General features: G+C 66.2%; 24 protein-coding genes and 2 pseudogenes. 16 read left to right on the forward strand and 10 right to left on the reverse strand.

Going from position 1 to position 19,688, the window contains the following annotated elements:
• The first annotated feature begins 32 nt into the window (after nt 1–32).
• Nucleotides 33–671 carry a sigma-70 family RNA polymerase sigma factor gene (locus RMCN_RS10425; protein ID WP_082680851.1) on the forward strand — a complete coding sequence of 213 codons (639 nt, stop codon included), beginning with the start codon at nt 33–35 and terminating at the stop codon, nt 669–671.
• A 70-nt stretch (nt 672–741) separates the two neighbouring features.
• On the opposite strand, the gene RMCN_RS10430 is transcribed toward RMCN_RS10425, so the two are convergent.
• Nucleotides 742–1,008: a hypothetical protein gene (locus RMCN_RS10430; protein WP_064414562.1), complete on the reverse strand. Its 267-nt coding sequence runs from the start codon at nt 1,006–1,008 to the stop codon at nt 742–744.
• 57 nt (nt 1,009–1,065) lie between these two features.
• Between RMCN_RS10430 and RMCN_RS10435 the strand changes: the two are divergent.
• Nucleotides 1,066–1,308: pseudogene (locus RMCN_RS10435) on the forward strand (ArsR family transcriptional regulator); the annotation flags it as partial.
• On the opposite strand, the gene RMCN_RS10440 reads toward RMCN_RS10435, so the two are convergent.
• The gene (locus RMCN_RS10440; RefSeq protein ID WP_067388911.1) at nt 1,292–2,164 is read right to left on the reverse strand and encodes an SDR family NAD(P)-dependent oxidoreductase; all 873 of its coding nucleotides are present in this window, start codon (nt 2,162–2,164) and stop codon (nt 1,292–1,294) included. The pseudogene RMCN_RS10435 and the gene RMCN_RS10440 sit on opposite strands and share 17 nt — an antisense overlap.
• A 180-nt stretch (nt 2,165–2,344) precedes the next feature.
• Between RMCN_RS10440 and RMCN_RS10445 the strand changes: the two are divergent.
• The 6 genes and pseudogenes from RMCN_RS10445 to RMCN_RS10470 form a co-directional block, all read left to right on the forward strand.
• Nucleotides 2,345–2,578 (forward strand): annotated as a pseudogene (locus RMCN_RS10445) (acyl-ACP desaturase); the annotation flags it as partial.
• Nucleotides 2,575–3,018, forward strand: coding sequence for a hypothetical protein (locus tag RMCN_RS10450; protein WP_067388915.1), 444 nt, complete (start codon nt 2,575–2,577; stop codon nt 3,016–3,018). The pseudogene RMCN_RS10445 and the gene RMCN_RS10450, both read left to right, overlap by 4 nt.
• A gap of 154 nt (nt 3,019–3,172) precedes the next feature.
• Nucleotides 3,173–4,543 carry a flavin-containing monooxygenase gene (locus RMCN_RS10455; RefSeq protein ID WP_067388978.1) on the forward strand — a complete coding sequence of 457 codons (1,371 nt, stop codon included), beginning with the start codon at nt 3,173–3,175 and terminating at the stop codon, nt 4,541–4,543.
• Nucleotides 4,533–5,162 (forward strand): TetR/AcrR family transcriptional regulator, encoded by a 630-nt coding sequence (locus tag RMCN_RS10460; protein ID WP_064346081.1) that lies wholly within the window; start codon nt 4,533–4,535, stop codon nt 5,160–5,162. The genes RMCN_RS10455 and RMCN_RS10460 overlap by 11 nt, the downstream gene beginning before the upstream one ends.
• Complete coding sequence (locus RMCN_RS10465) at nt 5,159–6,103, forward strand: alpha/beta hydrolase (RefSeq protein ID WP_067388917.1); 945 nt, start codon at nt 5,159–5,161, stop codon at nt 6,101–6,103. The genes RMCN_RS10460 and RMCN_RS10465 overlap by 4 nt, the downstream gene beginning before the upstream one ends.
• A gap of 117 nt (nt 6,104–6,220) precedes the next feature.
• Nucleotides 6,221–7,372, forward strand: a complete 1,152-nt coding sequence (locus RMCN_RS10470) for an AI-2E family transporter (RefSeq protein WP_067388919.1) — start codon at nt 6,221–6,223, stop codon at nt 7,370–7,372.
• 370 nt (nt 7,373–7,742) lie between these two features.
• Here the strand turns inward: RMCN_RS10470 and RMCN_RS10475 are convergent, their stop codons facing one another.
• Genes RMCN_RS10475 through RMCN_RS10490 form a run of 4 tightly spaced genes read right to left on the reverse strand, consistent with a single transcriptional unit; the run spans nt 7,743 to nt 10,287 of the window.
• Complete coding sequence (locus RMCN_RS10475; RefSeq protein WP_067388925.1) at nt 7,743–8,189, reverse strand: type II toxin-antitoxin system VapC family toxin; 447 nt, start codon at nt 8,187–8,189, stop codon at nt 7,743–7,745.
• Nucleotides 8,186–8,440 carry an antitoxin gene (locus RMCN_RS10480; protein WP_067388926.1) on the reverse strand — a complete coding sequence of 85 codons (255 nt, stop codon included), beginning with the start codon at nt 8,438–8,440 and terminating at the stop codon, nt 8,186–8,188. The genes RMCN_RS10475 and RMCN_RS10480 overlap by 4 nt, the downstream gene beginning before the upstream one ends.
• A gap of 59 nt (nt 8,441–8,499) precedes the next feature.
• Nucleotides 8,500–9,273, reverse strand: a complete 774-nt coding sequence (gene surE / locus RMCN_RS10485) for a 5'/3'-nucleotidase SurE (RefSeq protein ID WP_067388928.1) — start codon at nt 9,271–9,273, stop codon at nt 8,500–8,502.
• Nucleotides 9,274–9,300: 27 nt separating this feature from the next.
• Nucleotides 9,301–10,287, reverse strand: a complete 987-nt coding sequence (locus RMCN_RS10490; RefSeq protein WP_067388930.1) for a 1-phosphofructokinase family hexose kinase — start codon at nt 10,285–10,287, stop codon at nt 9,301–9,303.
• A gap of 100 nt (nt 10,288–10,387) precedes the next feature.
• Here RMCN_RS10490 and RMCN_RS10495 point away from each other — a divergent pair, with 100 nt between their 5' ends.
• The gene (locus RMCN_RS10495) at nt 10,388–11,014 is read left to right on the forward strand and encodes a TenA family protein (protein WP_064414550.1); all 627 of its coding nucleotides are present in this window, start codon (nt 10,388–10,390) and stop codon (nt 11,012–11,014) included.
• Here RMCN_RS10495 and RMCN_RS10500 read toward each other — a convergent pair.
• Complete coding sequence (locus RMCN_RS10500; protein ID WP_084377342.1) at nt 11,005–12,264, reverse strand: CynX/NimT family MFS transporter; 1,260 nt, start codon at nt 12,262–12,264, stop codon at nt 11,005–11,007. The two genes, RMCN_RS10495 and RMCN_RS10500, sit on opposite strands and share 10 nt — an antisense overlap.
• Before the next feature lie 47 nt (nt 12,265–12,311).
• Here RMCN_RS10500 and RMCN_RS10505 point away from each other — a divergent pair, with 47 nt between their 5' ends.
• Nucleotides 12,312–12,986, forward strand: coding sequence for a FadR/GntR family transcriptional regulator (locus RMCN_RS10505; RefSeq protein WP_067388931.1), 675 nt, complete (start codon nt 12,312–12,314; stop codon nt 12,984–12,986).
• A gap of 9 nt (nt 12,987–12,995) precedes the next feature.
• Here RMCN_RS10505 and RMCN_RS10510 read toward each other — a convergent pair whose 3' ends face one another.
• The 3 genes from RMCN_RS10510 to RMCN_RS10520 are packed head-to-tail and all read right to left on the reverse strand — an operon-like array spanning nt 12,996 to nt 15,491.
• Nucleotides 12,996–14,321: an MFS transporter gene (locus RMCN_RS10510; RefSeq protein WP_067388933.1), complete on the reverse strand. Its 1,326-nt coding sequence runs from the start codon at nt 14,319–14,321 to the stop codon at nt 12,996–12,998.
• A 2-nt stretch (nt 14,322–14,323) separates the two neighbouring features.
• On the reverse strand, nt 14,324–14,923 hold the full coding sequence (locus RMCN_RS10515; protein ID WP_067388936.1) for a TetR/AcrR family transcriptional regulator: 600 nt from the start codon (nt 14,921–14,923) through the stop codon (nt 14,324–14,326).
• A gap of 4 nt (nt 14,924–14,927) precedes the next feature.
• Nucleotides 14,928–15,491 carry a hypothetical protein gene (locus RMCN_RS10520; RefSeq protein WP_067388938.1) on the reverse strand — a complete coding sequence of 188 codons (564 nt, stop codon included), beginning with the start codon at nt 15,489–15,491 and terminating at the stop codon, nt 14,928–14,930.
• 203 nt (nt 15,492–15,694) lie between these two features.
• Between RMCN_RS10520 and RMCN_RS10525 the strand changes: the two genes are divergently transcribed.
• From RMCN_RS10525 to RMCN_RS10545, 6 genes are read left to right on the forward strand one after another with little or no spacing between them, the layout of a single operon-like run.
• Nucleotides 15,695–17,062 carry an aromatic ring-hydroxylating oxygenase subunit alpha gene (locus RMCN_RS10525; RefSeq protein WP_067388940.1) on the forward strand — a complete coding sequence of 456 codons (1,368 nt, stop codon included), beginning with the start codon at nt 15,695–15,697 and terminating at the stop codon, nt 17,060–17,062.
• Nucleotides 17,063–17,093: 31 nt separating this feature from the next.
• Entirely contained in the window at nt 17,094–17,618 is a 525-nt protein-coding gene (locus tag RMCN_RS10530) for a hypothetical protein (protein WP_067388942.1), read from the forward strand.
• A complete protein-coding gene (locus RMCN_RS10535; protein WP_064346066.1) occupies nt 17,615–18,079 on the forward strand; it encodes a hypothetical protein in 465 nt (154 codons plus the stop codon). Before RMCN_RS10530 ends, RMCN_RS10535 begins: the two co-directional genes overlap by 4 nt.
• Nucleotides 18,076–18,216, forward strand: a complete 141-nt coding sequence (locus tag RMCN_RS31030; protein WP_165604431.1) for a hypothetical protein — start codon at nt 18,076–18,078, stop codon at nt 18,214–18,216. Before RMCN_RS10535 ends, RMCN_RS31030 begins: the two co-directional genes overlap by 4 nt.
• Nucleotides 18,217–18,255: 39 nt before the next feature.
• Nucleotides 18,256–19,011, forward strand: coding sequence for an SDR family NAD(P)-dependent oxidoreductase (locus RMCN_RS10540; protein WP_067388944.1), 756 nt, complete (start codon nt 18,256–18,258; stop codon nt 19,009–19,011).
• On the forward strand, nt 19,008–19,637 hold the full coding sequence (locus RMCN_RS10545) for a carboxymuconolactone decarboxylase family protein (RefSeq protein ID WP_067388946.1): 630 nt from the start codon (nt 19,008–19,010) through the stop codon (nt 19,635–19,637). Before RMCN_RS10540 ends, RMCN_RS10545 begins: the two co-directional genes overlap by 4 nt.
• Nucleotides 19,638–19,688: the final 51 nt, after the last annotated feature.

Here is a 19,688-nt window from a genome sequence, read left to right on the forward strand (position 1 = left end):
GTGACCGCGGCGCAACCGATAGGGAGTCGGACATGACGTCGAACCTGACAAGCCGAGCCGAGCTGACGGTCGAGGACGTCTGGCGGCGCTTCGGCGCGGAGATCCGCACCTTCGTCCGTCGGCGCGTGGCGGATCCGCATCGCGCCGACGACCTGGTCGCGGACATTCTGCTGCGGGTCCACCGGAACTTGAGCGCACTGGACGATCACGATCGCCTGGCGGCGTGGCTGTTTCGCATCGCCCGCAATGTGATCATCGACGAGTACCGCCGGGCCGGCGACAACAGAGAAGTACTCGAGGCCGCACCGGGCGAGCGTCTGGTGAAAGACATCGCCGACCCCACCGACACTGAAGATGTGCGGCGCGAGTTGGCCAATTGCCTGAGACCGTTACTGGATGACATGTCTCCCGCCTACCGGCGCGCACTGGAGTTGACCGACCTTGACGGCGTGACCCAGGCGGTGGCGGCCGAGCAGGAGGGAATCACCGTCTCGGGCATGAAGTCCCGAGTCCAGCGCGCCAGAAAACAGCTCGCCGACCTACTGGCTCGGTGCTGCTCGCTAACCCTGGACGCGCGCGGAATGCCGCTGGATTACACGCCTCCCGCGCATTGTCACCCCAGTACGTCCGTTGACGTCGCCGACAGGACGTGCGGCTGCTCGCCCCGGTGAGTGGCACACCCTTTCCGATTCAATCGGTACGGATGTGCCACTCGGCCGAGGGCTTAGATGGCGGCACGCCCTAACAGCCCGAGCCGGTCAACTTGTTGTACGCGCGTTCGTAGTTGCTCGCGGCCTGCAACGTAAGCGCGTCGTTCGGCCCCCACTTGTCGTAAGCGTTCTTGAACGCCTTCGCGGTGAAGTCGTAGTCGTGCCATACCTTGGCGCAGTACTTGGCGTGATCGCGTTCCATCGGCTTTGCGTCCGCCATGCCGGACCCGAGGCCGGCGAGCGCGAGTGACAGCGCGACGGCCGCGGCCGCCCTTCTCGCGATTGCCCGAATGTTCATCTGAGTTCCCTTCGTAGGTGGGCGGGATCTTCCCGCTTGCACCCCGTACAGACGTGGGCCCGCGTCAAAGGACGCGCATGTTCACCGCAGTTCATTTGCGATATCACGACCGGAATCAAGGTGTCGCAGCCGACGGTGTCCCACCAGTCCGAATTGCTGCGTGACGCTGGACTTCTGACCTTCGAATGCCGAGTGTCGTGGGTGTACTACACCGTGGTGCCCGAGTTGCTGCAGCCTCTGTCCGCACTGCGCCCCGAGATTCCGATCGCCAGGACGACTCGCCTCACAGGAGGTCCGTGATGGTTTTGAGGCCCGCCTCGTAGAGCACGCCGGGTAGCATGCCACCGTCGATCTCGATGGTCGTACCGTTGATGTAATCGGCTTGGCCGCTGCACAAGAACACCGCCACCCGCCCCACTTCGGCCGGCTCTCCCGCCCTGCGGAGCGGGATGTCCCGGAAGTATCTCTCGGCGGTCGGGTCGTCCTTGGGCAACACGAATGACCTGAAGTTGTCGGTCATCGTCGGCCCGAGCGCCAGGCAGTTCACCCGCGCCTTGGGACCCCACTCTTCGGCCAGCGACCGGGTCAGGTGGTTGAGCCCGGCCTTGGCCGCACCGTAGGACACGAGAGTCGGCGACCCGGCGGGATGCCCGGCCCCGGACGAGATGTTGACGATCGAGCCGACACCGTCCTGCTCGCGCATTTGTCGAAAGACCCTGATCGCGAACCACATCGGGCTGATCAAATTCATCTGGACAGCGAACGAGTGGAACAGGACCGTGCGCTCGAAGTCGTCGGCACCTGTCGGCGCGCCCTGCATGCGCGCGACGAGTTCGGGAACGTCCTCGACGTGTGGAGTGGGGACCGTGCCGCCCGCGTTGTTGACCAGTATGTCGATGCGCCCGTAGTCGGCAACGACGCCGGAGATGAAGTCGTCGATCGCGCGATAGTCACCCTGATCGCACACCCGCTGAGAAGAGCGGCCGAGCCAGTCGGCGTTCTGCTCGACGCCCGGCATGGCCTCGAGCGGCCGCCGCGAACACCCGATGACGGTCGCTCCGGCGCGCAACAGTTCGTGCGCGATACCGACCCCGACGCCCCTGCTGGTTCCGGTCACGATGGCGACCTTGCTCTCAAGGGGTGCGTTTCCGTGCACGGGATTGTTCCTCTCGTTAAGGGGGATTGGCTAGCAGACCGATTCACCTGGGAGTCAGACCTTATCGACTTACAGATCGACTCGGAATGTGGCGGCGTCGGCGCCCGTTGAGCGGCACCGGTCAAGCGCTCATGGCATCGGACCTGACCGACGCGCAGCGACTCCACGAACTCGAGCAGCCATCTCGACGACAGGGTGATGCCGGTGCTGACGAAGTGGCGGATATTCGAACGCGAGGACTTCACTGGTGAGGCCGCGCGGATGCGCGACGTCGGTGTGCTGTTCGAGGAGCTGGAGGAGGCCTCGCAGAAGTTCGAGGAATCCAAGCAGCGTCGCCGCGAGCGGAGGATTGCGTCGGCTCCGGCAGACTACGTGCTAACGCCGCCCGCGCGGCCGCCGATGAAAGGGGCATGACGCCGTCCCGTGGAGTCGCGGTCGCACTCGCCGGTGCGGTGTGTGGGTTCTGGTTGGGGGGAATGGCGACGGCACACGCAGAGGCGTTCGCCCAACTCGATCGCGTTCCCGTGGTGGCGTCGCCGACATGCGGCGGCAGCGTCAGCGCCGAGGCACAGGTGACCCCGGTACAGGTCGGCGATCGCGCCGAGAACGGGGTCCGCGTCGCCATCCACTACGACGCGGGTACCTACGACGGCTCGTGTTCTCTCACCGTCGCCGCCGATTGGGTCAATCTCGACACGGGCGCCTCGGGCAGCAGCGACATCACCGCTGTCTCGACCATCGACGGGCACTACGGCTTCATCGGATATGCCAATACGACATTCGCGACCGGTCCCGGCACGGTCGTCCTCACGGTCAGCTCGCATCCCGATGACGAGATGCGACTCACCACCTGAGTCCGAAGCGCCTGCCTACTTCTCCTTCGGCCGCCGGGACAGCGGCTGCCACCAGCGAAAACTTCGAGGTGGCCCCGCCGTGCAACAATCTTTGACAGCTGTCAGAGATTTGGTACCGTAGCCGGTGACTGAGTTCACAGAAACGGTAGGCAACATGGCTACATCACCCACGGCGGCGATCATCGGCGCAGGTATCAGCGGACTGACCACGGGCAAGAACCTCGCGGACGCCGGTATCGAGTACGACTGCTTCGAATCGTCCGATCGGATCGGCGGGAACTGGGCGTTCCGCAATCCGAACGGCCACTCCAGCGCGTATCGGTCGCTGCACATCGACACCTCGCGTGAGTGCCTGTCGTTTCGCGACTTCCCGATGCGCGCCGACCTCCCCGACTTCCCGCATCACTCGCAGGTCAAGGAGTACCTGGACGACTACGCCGAAACCTTCGGTCTGCTGGACCGCATCCAGTTCCGAAACGAGGTCAAGCACGCGCGCCGCCTGCCCCAGGGAGGCTGGGAACTCGACACCGCGGACGGACAGACACGGCGGTACGACACACTGGTCGTCGCGAACGGCCATCACTGGGATCCGCGCACGCCCGACTTCCCGGGCGAATTCACCGGCGAGAGCATCCACGCCCATCACTACATCGACCCCACCGAACCGCTCGATCTGCGCGGCAAACGCATCGTCGTGGTCGGCATCGGGAACTCGGCGGCCGACCTGGTTTCCGAGCTCTCTCAGAAGTCTTGGCGTAACACGGTTTATCTCTCCACCCGCTCGGGGGCGTGGATCGTGCCCAAGTACATCTTCGGCAAGACCGCCGACAAGGTCGCGCGCTCGCTGCCGGTGATCCCGCTGGCGTGGCAGCGGCGTGCGATGCAGCCGTTCGCCAAGCTGATGTTCGGCGATCCCGAGAGCTACGGCCTACCCAAACCCAACCATCGGTTCCTCGAGGCGCACCCCACCCAATCCGCCGAACTGCTCATGCGGCTGGGTTCCGGCGACGCGACCGCGAAGCCGAATATCGAACGCCTGGACGGGAATTCGGTGGTGTTCGTCGACGGCTCGACCGTGGAGGCCGACGTCATCATCTACGCGACGGGATACAACATCACGTTCCCGTTCTTCGACCGCAGCTTCATCGAGGCCCCCGACAACCGGCTCCCGCTGTACAAGCGCATCCTCAAGCCGGGCATCGACGACCTGCTCTTCATGGGATTCGCCCAGGCGGTGCCCACGCTGTTCCCGTTCGTGGAGTGCCAGGCCCGGTTGGTCGCCGCGTACCTCGCAGGCACCTACCGGCCCCCGTCGGAGTCTGAGATGTGGCGCGTCATCGCCGCCGACGAGCGCAAGTACGTCGGCCACTTCGCCGACAAACCGCGGCACACCCAGCAGGTGGATTACTGGGATTACGAACGCGATATGCGCAGGCGTGAGCTGCCGGCAGGTCGGCGCCGCGTCGAGAAGTTCGGTCCGGTGCAGCTGGCCGGCCGGGCACGCGAGGCAGCCGGTGTCGCCTGAGTCGACGCAGACGTCGCGGCGCAACGCGCGCCGGCCGCAACCGCGCGGGGACGAGAGCCGACAGCGGCTCCTCGAAGCCTTCGAGCAGCAACTGCAAACCCAGTCGCTCGCCGAGATCAGCGTCGCCGAGGTGGCGCGGGCAGCGGGTCTGAAGCGGCCGGCGTTCTACTTCTACTTCGCGGGCAAGCACGAGGTCGTCACCGAACTGCTCACCGACATCTTCGCCGACGACGTGTTCACCATCGGCGGCTTCCTGGCCGGCGGCGGTGACCCGCGGGCCTCCGTGACGGACGCGATGACGCGGACGTTCGAGTCATGGCACGCCCATCGGACCCTGTTCCGTGCGATGCTCGACGCCCGCGACTCCGACCCCGAGGCCAAGGCCATCTGGGACCAGTGGTTGGCGCGGTACGAGGAGTTCGTCGGCGACTTCATCGCCACTCAGCCCACCATCGACATCCCGGACGCCAAAGCTCTTGCCCACGCGCTGATCTCGATGAACGAACGGGTCCTCGACCGTCACATCCGCTCGGATGACGGACCGGAGGCCGCCCGCCCGCTTCTCGCGGCGATCATTCACGTCTGGCACACAGCGCTTTTCGGAGAGGCTGCACAGTGACATCCACCCAGATCCAGATTCGCGTCGACGGCGACATCATCGCGGCGCGGCGCTTCCCGGCGACGACGGACGCGCTGACCGACCCGGCGGGACGGCCCTGCGTCGTCATGGCTCACGGCCTCGGCGCCACCCAGGACTGCGGGTTGTTCGCGTTCGCAGAGGCGCTGGCCGACACCGGCGCGGACGTCGTGACATTCGACTACCGCCACTTCGCCGAATCATCCGGACAGCCAAGACAATTGGTCTCACTGGCCGGACAGGTCGCCGACTACCATGCGGTGATCGACCATGCGCGCCGCCTCGAAGATGTGGATCCGGCGCGAATCGTGGCTTGGGGGGTGTCGCTGTCCGGCGGGCACGTCATCCGCGTCGCCGCGGACGACCCGCACTTGGCGGGAGTCATCTCGCTGACGCCCGCGACGGACGGGCTGTCCGTGACGGCCCACATGCTCAGGACGCTCGGCCCGCGCTACGTCATGCGTGTAATGCGTTACGGAATCCGGGATTTCGCGGCGAAGTTGCGCGGCCGCCCGCCGGTGCTCATCCCGGTGGTGGGCGCACCGGGGGAGGTGGCCGGTCTGAGCGCCGAGGGCGCCGTCGAAGGGATGCGTCGCATCGCGGGGCCCACCTGGCGTAACGAGTTCGCCGCCCGACTCGTGCTGGTCATGGGTGGCCACCGGCCGATCGCGCGCGCCGGACGCGTGACCTGCCCGGTCCTCGTGCAGATCGGTGATCTGGACCGTACCGCCCCGCCCGCACCGGCCACCGTGGCCGCGACGCGGATGCGGGCGACGGTTCATCACTACCCCTGCGACCACTTCGACGTGTATCCCGGCGAGCCTTGGCATGAGCGCGTCGTCAGCGATCAGATCGCCTTCCTGAAACGCATCCTCGCACCGGCCGAGTCCACACGGATCGCGCGGCCTTCGGCTACTGCGTGATGTCCGACGGATCACGTTGCCGCGCGGTCGAACCTTCGCCTGTCAGGCCGCACAGCCAGCGTTCTGGTACAGGACCGGCTGCGGTTTCGATATGACCTTCCGGGGTAGAACGCTCGCGTGAGCGAACACAGCCCCGGTGCAACATCCAAGCGGGACCGTGGAGCCCTGATCGGATCCGGCGCGTTCTGGCTGGCGAAGTGGTCGTTGGTCATCGTGGCGATCGCCGCGGGCGCGGTGGTACTCGGTTGGCTCGTGGCCCAGCTGTGGGTGATCTTCCTGCCGGTGTTGCTCGCCGTCATCCTGTGCACCGTGCTCTGGCCACCGGCGCGCATCCTGATGGACCGCGCCGGATTGCCGCCGGCGGTCGCGGCGCTGACGACGCTGTTGCTGTTCCTGGCCGTTGCCTCCGGTCTCATCGCGCTGATCATCCCGCCACTGCTGAGCCAGATGCCTGCGCTGATCGACCAGGCGACCGAAGGCATCAACCGGCTGCAGGACTGGATCGCCGGGCCCCCACTCAACCTGCGGCAGGAGCAGTTGGAGCGCTTCACCGACTCACTGGTCAACGCGATGCGGGAGCGTTCCGCGGCGATCGCGACCGGTGTCGTCAGCGGGGTCAGCACGGTCGGCAGCGTCCTGGTGACGCTGGTACTGACGATCGTGCTGTCGTTCTTCGTCCTCAAAGACGGACGCAAGTTCTTGCCCTGGCTCGTCGGGTTGACCGGCCGCCGCGCCGGACGGCACCTGGAAGCGGTGCTCAGCCGGATGTGGGACAACCTCGGCGGCTTCATCCGCGCGCAGACGGGGGTGGCGCTGATCGACGCGGTCTTCATCGGTGCCGGCCTGCTGGTCCTCGGTGTTCCGCTGGCGCCCGCGCTGGCTGTGCTGACCTTCATCGGGGCGTTCGTTCCGTTCATCGGCGCCTTCGTCGCCGGAGCGCTCGCGGTGCTGATTGCACTGGTGGCCAACGGTTTCGTCAACGCGCTGCTCGTGCTCGCCGTCATCATCGCCGTGCAGCAGATCGAAGGCAACGTACTGCAGCCGTTGCTGCAGAGCCGCGTGATGAAGCTGCACGCGGCGGTGGTCCTGCTTGCGGTGACCGCGGGCGGCGCGCTGTACGGGATCATCGGCGCCTTCCTGGCCGTGCCGACGGTGGCGATGCTGACGGTGCTCGCGCGATACGTCAACGAGCAGATCGATCAGCGGGCCGCAGACAATGCGAACGGTACCGAGCCGGGCCCCGACACCGCCGACCGGGCGATCGATTAGCGCGCCGTCATCATTCGGAAAGAAATTCGCACGGTTAGCGACCGCAGAATGTGTCAATACCCCACTGCATCGAAAATGCATCGTCTCCGGCGAGACGTGCATACGTCTAGGTCGGAAGCGATGAGGTGAGTCATAGACGGACTGGTGGAGCCCGCCCGCCCCGCGCTGCGCTCCGTACACAGCTGCACCCCGATGGTCCCTACCGCGGGCCGTAGGACCTGACATGCCCGCGGCAACGGCGGTTCACTTCTTCCTCGCGCTGGCGGTCATCCTCGCGGCGTGCCGCCTCGCCGGTCTGCTGGCCGGACCGGAGCTGAGGCGGCAGCCCGGCTTGCGCCGCGACCGCAGACAATGTACCCGGCGTTCAGCACTATCGTTTGTCAGCGAGCAAGGTTTCCGGAGTGTCCAGACGGATGCCCTCGAACCGGCGGAAATCGCTGTCGTAACTGACGATCGACGCGCGATGCTCGATGGCCAGCGCCGCCAGGTGGGCGTCGTTGACGAGATTTCCACCAGTGCCCGACCGCGCGAGAAGGCCGTGCAGGATGTCTCCGTGCCGAGCCGTCGGGCCGATCGTCGTCGCGCCAGGTGCGGTGGTCCAGTCAAGGACCTGGCGAATCGCGTCTGACGGGGCCAGAGGCGACGGGAAAAGGCCGATCTTGGTGCTCAGTCGGACGAACGCGAGCATCGGCAGCCAGGCGAAGCCGATGCTGTCCGATCCGGACAGCGCACCGTCGAGCCAGCGCCTACTTGCCTCGTGATGGGTACTCGCGGAGTTCACCGCATACAGCAGTACGTTCGCGTCAACGAGTTTCACGCGTCCCGCCGTTGCTTGCGCAGCAGGTCCTCGTCTTCGAGGTCGGCGGCGAGTTGCAGAGCGCGATCCAGGTTCACCGTGGGAACGCCGAGATCAGCGGTCCGAGTGGCGAAGGCGGTCGGTTGCGGTTGACCAAGTGCGCCATCACGAATCGCGTCATTGAGTGCGGTTTTGAACGAGACGCCACGCTCGCGCATCCGCCGCCGAACCAACGCCAGCGTGTCGTCGTCGAGCGTCACGGTGGTGCGCATGTTGACAGCATAGCATCAAAAGAGATGATGCGATGCTGTCAATCCTTGGCTCGAGCGCGTCAGCTCCCGTCGGTCAGCCACTTGCGCACGAGATCGCCATCGTGCGCCTCGACCGATCGCAGCTCCGTCAGCGTCGGATGCCCGGCATCCAAAAGTGCGCTGTCGGTGTCCTCCTCCGGTTGGTCGGGCACCTCCACCTCGGTCAGGCGCACGCCCCCGTTGCGTACCTCCTCGACCTTCGTCTGCACCGCACCGCCGCGGGCCAACCGCGCGTGGCGGATCGGTCCGATCTCATCGGCGGGCCGGTCCGGGACGTTGAGCGAGAGCACGGTGCCTTCGGGTGCGTCGAGCAGTAGATCCAGCACCGGTGCCAGCAGACCGGCGGCGGTCTTCCAGTGCCGCTCCCCGGTGGGGTGCAGCGCGACGTCCAGCGATACCGCCAGGGCGCGGGTGTCACTGATCTTCGCGGTGAGTGCCGCGCCGACGGTTCCGGAGTGCAGGATGGCCCGGCCGACGTTGGCGCCGTGGTTGATTCCGGACAGGACGAGGTCGGGTCGCGGGTCGAACCAGCCGTTGAGTGCGGCGGCGACGATGTGTCCGGGCTGGGCCTGCACCGCCCAGGCCTCGACGCCGTCGAGCGTTGGTAGCTCGCGTTCCTCGACGACCGTTCGGCCATCCCGGCGGACTGCGCTCAGCGCGGCGCTGGCCCCGCTGGCCTGTTCGGCCGGGGCGGCCACGATCACCTCCAACCCCGCCTCGAGCGCCGCACTCACCAGTGCGTGCAGTCCGGGGGAGTCGATCCCGTCGTCGTTGGTCACCAGTGCGCGCGGCACGTTCCACCTCCTCCAGTTCGATGGCCGCTACTTCAGCGGGCGCAACTCCACCCGTTCGGCAAGCGTCTCCACGGCGCGCGCACCGCCGGTGCCCAACCCGTGCCGCACGACGTTGAGCGCGCCGCACGCCGCCCCGATCTGCAACGCCCGGCGCAGCGGGCGGCCGCTGGACAGTGCGGCGACGATGCCGGCGGTCATCGAGTCCCCGGCACCGGCCGAATCGGCCGGTTCCAGCGTCGGCATCGTGATCTCGACGACGTCACCGTCGTCGTCCTCCTCGCCGAGCAGCGCCAGGGCCGGGGCGTCACCGGAGCGCGACACGACGATCGTGTTCGCGCCTTCGTCTCGCATGGAGCGCATGGCCGCCACCAGATGCTTCGCATCCTCGGATTTGGCCCTGCCGTCGTCGAGCAACTCTTCGTGGCTGACCTTGATCAGGTCCGGTCCGCCGGCGAGCACCGCCTCGAGTCGCTCGCCGGACAGGTCCGCGGCCACCTTGCACCCGTTGGCGCCGAGGTCGGTGGACAGGCGCCGGTACAGGTCGGCGGGCAACACGTCGTCTTCCTGCGGGCCCGAGAGCAGGACCCGACCGTGGGTCAAACCCTCGGTCAGGGTGAGCTCGTAGAGGGAGTCCAGTTCGTGGCGGTCCAGGGGGCTGCCCGCGGCCTCGGCGACAACCTCGCGGCCGCCCGAGCGGCGGTCGTGCACATAGGATCCGTTGCGTGCGCTGACCGGCACCGTCTGCACGGTGACGTTCTGTGCGGGCAGAAGGTGGCCCAGGACGTCGCCCGTCTCGCCGCCGAGGGCCGAGCACAGCACGACCGGCACGCCGAGCGAGGACATCATGCGCGACTGCCAGACACCCTGGCCGCCGGCGTGGACGTGGATGTCGGCGTCGCCCGATCGGTTCTCGACCGTCACGGTGAGCACGGGCAGCGGGGCGAAAATGACCACGGCGGCCGGTCCGGATTCGTCGCCGTCGGATTCGTCGCCGCGAGATTCCCTGTGTGTCATGGGTTGCGGAGTACCCAGCCTGAGCGCCGACTACCCGGCGACATCACGGAGGGCTCCGCGCCGACCAACGTCGAGCGCGCCGCGACTAGAGTCCGTTGGCATGTCACTGGCAGCGCAGTTGTGGACGGAGAACGCCGATGTGGTGGCCGAGGTGCTGGCCAACCCGTTCGTTCGGGGCATCGGGGACGGCTCACTGGACCGCGATCTGTTCGCGGGCTACATCGCGCAGGACGCGTTCTTCCTCGAATCCTTCGCTCGCGCATATGGTCTGGCGCTGGCCAGGAGCTCGGACACCGCCACGCTGCTGACCTTCGCCGACCTGCTCGCCGGCGTGCGTGAAGAGCTCGGCCTGCACGCGTCCTATGCCGCGTCGTGGGGGATCGACATGGCCGGCGTCGAACCCGCCGCGGCGACACTGGCCTACACCGAGTTCCTGCTGGCCACCGCCGCCACCGCCGACATCGGCGTCGTGTGCGCGGCGATGACACCCTGCATGCGTCTGTACGCGCACATCGGGGTCACGCTCGACGCCGACGCCGCCGGGCCCTACGCGCAATGGGTGCAGACCTACGCCGATCCCGGTTTCGAGGAGGTGGCGTCACTCTTGGAGCGACTGCTCGATCAGCAGGCCGACGACGTGTCCGCCGCACGGATCGCCTATCGGCGCGCGATGCGGCTGGAGCTGGCGTTCTTCGACGCGGCCTTCAACCGCGGGGATCAGACGTAGCGCGGGCGACCGGCCAGCGCGCCGAGCGCGATCTGCGCTACGTATACGCCGAGGAACATCATCCACGGTACGGTCCACCCGTGCGTCACGTCGTGCAGTAGCCCGAACAGGAACGGGCCCACACCCGCGATCAGATAGCCGAATCCCTGTGCCATGCCGGACAATTGCGCGGTGTCTTCGGCGTTTCGGGCCCGCAGCGCGATCACGGCGAGCGCCAGGGCGAACACACCCATCCCGACTCCGATCAACACGCTCCACAACACGGGCTGCGCGGCAGGCGCGAGCATCAGGCCGAGCGTGCCCACCAGCCCCACGGCGCCCAGGCCGACGATCCATGCGCTCTGTGCGCGACTGCGCGCGGCCAGCGGGGCGATCACCAACGCGATGGGCACACCGACCAGCGAGGTGAGGCCGACGAGCAGACCGGCCTGGGTCTTCTCGACGCCGTTGTCGATGAATACCTCTGGCAGCCAACCCATCACGATGTAGGCCATCAACGACTGGCAGCCGAAGAACAGCGTGACCGTCCACGCCAACCGGTTTCGCAGCAGTGAGCGCCTGCCCCCGGCGGGGGCGGTGCTCGCTGCCCAGGTGTCTGCGTGTCGTCGCGACGTGGGTAGCCACGCCATGAGCGCGACGAACGAAACCGCCGCCCACGCCGCCAGCGCGGCGCGCCACCCGCCCAGCGGATCCTCGAGGCCGGGTGTCACCGCCGACCCCAGCGCGCCGCCGCCCTGCAGTGCGGCGGTGTAGATCCCGGTCATCAGCCCGACCCGCGCGGGGAAGGATCCCTTGATCACCACGGGAATCAACACGTTGGCCAAGGCGATCCCCGCGCACGCGATCAGCGTCGCCGCGATCACGGTGTGCGGGCCGCCGACGGTGCGGGCGATCAGGCCGACGGTGAGCGCGGCCAAGGCGGCCGAGATGGTGCGACCGAGCCCGATGCGGGCGGCGAGCCGGGGCGCGGTGAGTCCCGCCACCGCGAAACACAGCGCCGGCACTGTGGTGAGGAGACCGGCCCACGTCGCCGAGACCCCGAGTTCGGAACGCATCTCGCCGAGCAGGGGCGCCACACTGGTCACGGCCGGGCGCAGGTTGAGAGCGGTCAAGACCACCGCAAGGGCCAGAAGCGCACCGCCGGCCACCACCGAAATGGGAGCCTGATCGGCCTCGGCGGGATCCTTGACGCCCACGGCCAGCCGCGTCGGTGACACGTCTTCTTCATCATCCCGCCGGCCGACACGCATCCTGCTAATCTGCCATACATCCCATGATTGGTTGAAAGGATGTCTCTGTGCCGTTGGTCACCGCGCACCGGTCGGGCCTCGTCGACCAGGTCATCGAGCAGTTGCGGGACACGGTCGCGCGGGGGGAATGGCCGGTGGGACTGCGCATTCCCAACGAGACGGTCCTGGTGGCGTCGCTCGGGGTGGGCCGCAACACCGTGCGCGAGGCGGTCCGGGCTCTGGCCCACGCCGGCATCCTCGAGGTACGACAGGGCGACGGCACCTATGTCCGGGCCACCAGCGAGGTGTCGGGTGCGCTGCGCCGGCTCTGCGGCGCCGAGTGGCGCGATGTGCTCGCGGTCCGGCGCGCGCTGGAGGTCGAGGGTGCCAGGGCCGCCGCCGTCCGCCGAACCGACGACGATCTCGCCGAGTTGCGCGCCTTGTTGGCGCGTCGAGACGCCTGCCTGGCCGGCGGGGACACCGACGAATTCGCCCGCGCCGACGCCGAATTCCACCTCGCGGTGGTCCGCAGTTCGCACAACGCAACGCTGACGGAGCTGTACCGGGGGTTGATGGAAGCCATCACGGCAAGCGTCGCCAGCGGCCAGGACGCCGCCGTGGAGGTCGTCGATCACGGTGTGCTGCTCGAGCACATCGCCACCGGTGACGTCGAGCAGGCCGCACGGACCGCAGCCGAGATCATCGACGGGGTGCTCGCCGGCCTTCCCGCGACCGACGGCTGATCCGGGGTCTCACTCCCGAGCAGCGGGGCGTGGCCTGCTGCCCAGGGCGACGACCAGAGCGGCCGCGGCCAGTGACAGGGCGCCGACCACCCACAGCGCGACCCTGCTGTTGCCGGTCAGATCGGTGAGCCAGCCGGTGATGTAGGGCCCGCCGAAACCGCTCAGATTTCCGAGGGAGTTGATCAGTGCGATCCCGCCGGCGGCCGCCGCTCCGGTGAGGAAAGACGATGGCAGGGACCAGAACACGGGTAGTGCGCACATGACGGCGCAGGTGCACAACGTGACGGCCAGCATCGCAAGGTAGACATCGGTCATGTAGAGGGCTGCGGGGATGGCGACACCGCCCACGATCGCCGGGATGGCGACGTGCCAGACCCGCTCGCCGGTCCGGTCGGAGTGCCGGGCCCAGGGCACCATGACGATCGCGGCCACGGCGTAGGGGATCGACGTGACCAGTCCGCGCTGGATAACGTTGAGATGGACGCCGTACTCCTCTTGGAACCCGGCGACGATGGTGGGCAGGAAGAACCCGACCGCGTACAGCCCGTAGGTGATGCCGAAGTAGATGAACGCCAGGGCCAGTATCCGCGGATGGGTCAGTGCCTTCTTCAGCGGCCAGTGACCACCACTACTCTCGGCAATGGCCCGCTCATCATCCAATGTGGTTTGCAGCCAGCGCTTTTCGTCGTGGTCCAGCCAGCTCGCGACAGCGGGCCGGTCGGTGAGATAGAACCAGCAGATCACGCCCAGTAGGACAGCGGGAAGCCCCTCGATCAGGAACATGAACCGCCAGCCGGCCAACCCGAACAAGCCGTGTCCCCAGTCGATGATCAACGACGAGACCGTCGCCCCGACCGCGGTCGAGACCGGTACGGCGACCATGAACAGCGAAACCGCCCGCGACCGCTGCTTCTCGGGAAACCAGAACGTCAGGTACAAGATGATGCCCGGGAAAAAGCCGGCTTCGGCAACGCCGAGAAGGAAACGCAGAACGATCAGCGTCTCCGCGTTCGGTACGAAGGCGATTGCCGCGCTGATGATTCCCCAACTCACCATGATCCGCGCCAGCCAGCGCCGGCCGCCGAACTTGTGCAGCGCGATGTTGCTGGGCACTTCGAGCAGCAGGTAGCCGAGGAAGAAGATCCCCGACGCGAAGCCGAACATCTTGGCGCTCATCGCGAGTTCGTCGTTCATGCCGTTGGGCCCGGCGAAGGCGATGTTGACCCGATCGAGATAGTTGACGATGTAGAGCAGGACGAGGAATGGAATCAGGCGCCTGCTGACCTTCGCCAGCGTCCTGTCCTCGAGGGCGCGATCCGGCAGGTAAGTGCTCACGCCTACTGCGAGGTCTCGATGCTCGACATCACCAATTGAATATACGGGCGGTAAAGGTCTTCGCCGTCCAGATGACTGTCCAGGGTGATGCCGTCATTGGCGGCCAGAATCACTCGGGCCAGGGTCTCGGCCTCCATGGTGAGGACCCCGCCGATCCGGGCGACGTTCTTGCTGATGAACTCGCCGAGCGCGCGAACTGTTTCAAGACGCTGAGCGGCGACGCGTTCGCCGGCATCGGGGTTGCGCAGCAGGAACAACTTCAGCTCCAAACCGAGTGCCGCCCGGTCTGTTCCGCGGCTCAGTTGGCGCCACCGGTCGGCCAACTCGTCGAGGTCGACGTCATCGAGTCGATGGAACGACATCATCACCTCGATGAACCCGTCGAGGAAGCGCTGCCGCTGGCGGTCCACGACCGCCAGGAACAGCTTCTCCTTGGCGCCGAACTGCGAATAGATGGCGCCCCGAGTGAATCCCGCGGCGTCGGCGATCTCCTCGAGCGCTGCACCGGTCAGGCCCTTGCGAGCGAACACCTCCTCCGCGGCATCCAAGAGGATCTGCCGGGTGTGCTCGGCACGCCGCTCTTTCGTCCACCGCTCGGCCACGGGGTCATCCTCTCACCAAACTGGCCGACGACGGCCGAGCCACGGACTCGACGGTTCCGATCTGCGAGTCGAGCAAGAGGTCGGCGAACAGGTCTGCATCCACGACATCGTTCGACCAGAACTCCTCCGATGGCTCGACGTGAGTGTCGAGTCCAGCGGCGTGCAGGGCACAGCCCTTGAATCTCCGGGCCGCCGGACTCAGCTCATGGCGGACGGGATATTTGGGCTCAGCCGGCTCGCAGTCGACACGCGGTCCCCAGAACAGAAGCTGAGAACCCAGCCCGGCCCGTGGCAGCGCCACCCCTGTTGTGCGTCGGTTCACAGAAGGCGAATCGCCAGGCAGGACTCGGATGTGCACCACCCGACCAGCTTTCGCCGGTATCTCCTCGGGTTCCCCAGGCGACCGGGTGCGGGTTCCGAGAATGGTCAGCGCCGTTGAGTGGGAGGTGTCTTCGGTGACGACGACGACGCGCCATCCCGCACGAACGCGGTCGAACATCAGCCCGCCGGCGTGACGCACCGCATCCGCGACGGTGGCGCTGACCACGTCAAGTCGGTAGTTGCTCAACGCCAGCCTCCTTGGTCGTTCCGAAGGTGTGATCCCGACCACCTTTATACACAGTTGTATCTCCAATACGTTCGTGTATATGGTGAATCACGTCACAGGCGGTGGACGCTCGGATCCATGCCACAGCCCAGGCGGGCCAAGCCCCGTCCGGCATGGGATTCCGGCACCCCGCGTGCTCTCGCCGACTGAGGAGGACTCCCTTGATGCCAGCAACGCGGCCAGGAGAATGGCTCGACCCGGACTCCGGGCTGGGTCTCGGACTGGAAGACGTCCAGCCGGGGACGTTCAACACGACGATTCGCACCGACCGCTACACCTGTCCCGAATACGCCGCGGGTGAGCGGGAGAAGATCTGGATGCGCGCGTGGCAGATCGTGGGCCGGGTGGACGAGCTGCCAAAACCCGGCGACTGGAAAAAGTACGACATCATGGATCAGTCGTTCATCATCGTGCGCGGAAAGGACGAGAAACTCCGCGGTTTCGTCAACGCGTGCAGGCACCGCGGCAACGCGCTGTGCATCACCGAGACCGGAAATGCCAAGCGCGGCTTCCTGTGTCAGTACCACCTCTGGTCGTATGACCTCGAGGGCAGGCTCAAGGGATTGCTGCGCGAGAACCTCGCCGGGCCGATCGACAAGACCGAGAACTCGCTGCTTGCGGTGTCGGTCGACACCTTCGCCGGATTCATCTTCCTCAACCCCGACCCCGAGGCGCAGCCGCTACGGGAGTATCTGGGCGAGGACGTGGTCACGTTGCTCGAGCCCTACAACATCGACAAGTTCACCACTGTCATGGATGTCACCGAGGCGATCGAGTGCAACTGGAAGGTCGTCATGGATGCCTTCGAAGAGGGCTACCACATCAACGGCATCCACCCTCAGCTGTTGCAGGTGTTGCACATCAATCCGAGGACCGCGCGTTACCGGTTCTTCGAAAACCACAGTGTCGCAATGGCTCCGTTCGAGGTCACGGGTGCCAGTGCACAGGAGCAGGTCGAAGGCATGCTGGCGCTGCCGGAGACCTTCCCCGGGACTGTTGCGGTGATCCCGCGGTTCCAGGAACTCCTCGCGCCGTATCAGGACGAGGACGGAAAGGTCACATTCCCCGACGACGTCACCCCTCGCCTCCTGCTGCAGCAGGCCACCCGCGAGGTGTTGACCGGGATGGGCCTCGACGTCAGCGCCCTGACGGACAGCCAGATGGTCGACAACCAGGGCTGGGTGTTGTTCCCCAACTACTTCATGACCGTTCGCGCAGGCGAATGCCACGTCATCATGTCGCGGCCGCATCCCGACGGCGACCCGAACCGCTGCATCTGGCACGTGGCCAGCTACATGTACGTGCCGGAGGATTTCCGCGATGCTGTGCGTGCCGAGGCGATCTTCGTGGACACGCCCGGCAGCTACAAGTATTTCGAAGCGCTCCAGCAGGACTACGAGCAGATGCCTCGCCAGCAGAAGGGCTTGCGCAACGACCGGCTCGACCACATGTCGCTCGTCAAAGAGGAAGTGGTCATTGCGCAATTCCACTCGGTGATCGACCGCTACATGGCCAACGCCGCGACCAATTGACTGGATCCGAAATCAATCGAAAGAAGACACATTGACTCTCGAGGAGCGCATCGCGCACCACATCCGAATGGCAGAGGCATACCGTGATGCCTACTTGCGCCAAGGTGTGCAAGACGGCGAAGCCTTCGCTGATACATGGAAATTCGCTCCTGACGGGGTTTACGTCTCGCCGTACTTCACCGGCGATGAGGTGTTCAAGCTCAGCGAGTTTCCCGCGGACACCGCTAAGGCCTCCACGATGGAGGCCAAGGCGTATTCGCTGAGCTTTCCCGACTGGAAGCCTGCCGATTTCGCCTACTGGCCGGCCGACCACGGCTTCGTGATGAAGACCCGATGGGAGGGTCACACGACCGACAACATCAAGATGGGCTTCTACTCGTACAGCTTCGTCGACACCGACGAGCACGGGCAGATCACCCGGTGGGAAACCCACGTCAACGACGAATACAACGCCTTTCTGGACGTCGCCATCGGTGTCCACGGTCCGTTCCACGGCACTGGCGAGTACCTGGACGCGCTCGAGCGCCGCCTGGCTGAAGCGGGGGTGACGGTATGACGACCATCGACGACCTCCTCACCACGACAACCGGTCGGTCGCGTGCTGTGCTGGAGTACAGCCAGATCACCAAGCGATTGGTCGACAGTGCGAAGCGGCCCGGCTTCACCGTCGAAAGCTGGGCACCGCTCGGAGAACTGATCGCCATCGATGAGTTCGTCCGCGTCGGTCCGTTCAAAGAGGTGATGGACTGGAACCAGTACACCGAGTTTCTGACGAACTGGGCCATGTCATCGGACTGGGACTGCTCGTTCCAAAGGATCACCGAAACACCGGATTTGGTGTTCCTCGAACTCGAAGAACGTAGCCGCATCGGTGACTTCAGCAGCGTGGTCAATTCCCTGTCGGTCTACGAGTTCGACGCCGACGACAAGGTGCGGCGCATCGCCGTCTATCTACAGATGGAGATGCCTAGCGGCGCGCCGATGCCGAGTTTCGACGACGGCGGGGCAGTGGAGTGACCAAGCCGGAGGCCGCGGCCAGAGCAGCTGATCTGGACGAAGTGGACTTCTTCACCGACAACGAAATACTGCGTGATCCCTACGATTATCTCGCCGCCGCTACTCCTATCTACCGACCTTCATCCTGCGCGGGCTGACCCGCCTGCACATCGAATTCTCGTAAGGGCTCTACCAATATGCCGTTCGAAGACACCACCGCCATCGTCACCGGCGGTGCCGCCGGCCTTGGCCTGGCCATCACCGAGGCGCTTGCCGCGCGCGGCGCGAAGGTCGCGATATTCGACATCACCACCGATGAAATCGAGACCCAGGTCGACCGCTTGCGCCGCGACGGCGCGAAGGTCGCCGGTTACGTCGTCGACGTCTCAAACCGTGCCGCGGTCGAGTCCGCAGTGGCGCAGGTCCGAGCCGACCTCGGCCCGGTGTTGATGCTGATCAACAACGCCGGCATCGAGCAGTTCGGCAAGTTCGCCGAGATCACCGACGAGCAATGGGACCGGGTGATGGCGGTGAACCTGCGCGGACCGTTCATCTGCACCCAGGTGGTGCTGCCCGACATGCTCGACGCACAGTGGGGTCGCATCGTCAACATCTCGTCCTCGAGTGCGCAGGGTGGACAGTCCCGGATGGCGGCTTACGTCAGTTCCAAGGCCGGGGTGATCGGATTCACCAAGAGCCTCGCGTTGGAGCTGGGGCCGAAAGGCATCACGGTCAACACCATTCCGCCCGGCATGGTGGTCACTCCGATGCTCGAGAAGGCGATCGAGGAGGGACGGTTCACCGCGTCACTCGAGCATTTCGCCAAGATCACCCCTGTCCGCCGCGCGGGTCGGCCCGAGGACATCGCCAACGCCGCGATCTTCCTGTGTCAAGACGAATCCGACTACATCACCGGCCAAGTCATTCCTGTCAACGGAGGGCGCCGGACATGACGGGCACCCAGAGCACACCGCCGCTGTTTGCACCGCTGACGGCCGACGAATGGGGCGACGACGAGTACTCCGCGTTCGGTGCACTGCTGGGCCTGCCGGGTGAGAAGGTGCCGCGCGCCGGTTCCGGCCATCCCGCCGACCCGCTCAAGTTCGACATCATCGGCCTGCTCGCTCGTCACCCCAAAATGGCCCGGCGGTTCCTGAGCTTCAACGGTTGGCTGCTCCAGCGCGGCGAGTTGCCGTTGCGTTTGCGCGAACTGGCGGTGCTACGGGTGGCGCTCACCCGGCGGTCCGCTTTTTTCTGGGGGGAGCACTTCAAGGTCGCGACGGATGGCGGCGTGCCGGAGGCGGACATCGCGCGCCTCGCGGAGGGTAACGAGGGTTTCACCGGTGCCGACCGGTTGGTGCTCGACGCCACCGACGAACTGATCAGTCAGGGCCGCTCCGAGGAAACGACGTGGCAACGCCTCACCGACGAACTCGGCACGCACCAGGCGATGGAACTCATCTTCGTCGTCGGCACCTACGCGATGCTGGCAATGGCGTTCGACACCTGGCGTCTTGCCCCACCCGCCGGCAGCGCGCCGCTACCCGAGCTGCCCGCGACCAGCACCAGTCAGCTCTAGCCGCAGCGACATTCGGGTCGGCGCCTGTCCGGCAACAGCTTTGACCCCGAG

The sequence above is a fragment of the Mycolicibacterium novocastrense genome, from assembly GCF_001570485.1.
GTDB classification, from domain to species: Bacteria; Actinomycetota; Actinomycetes; order Mycobacteriales; family Mycobacteriaceae; genus Mycobacterium; species Mycobacterium novocastrense.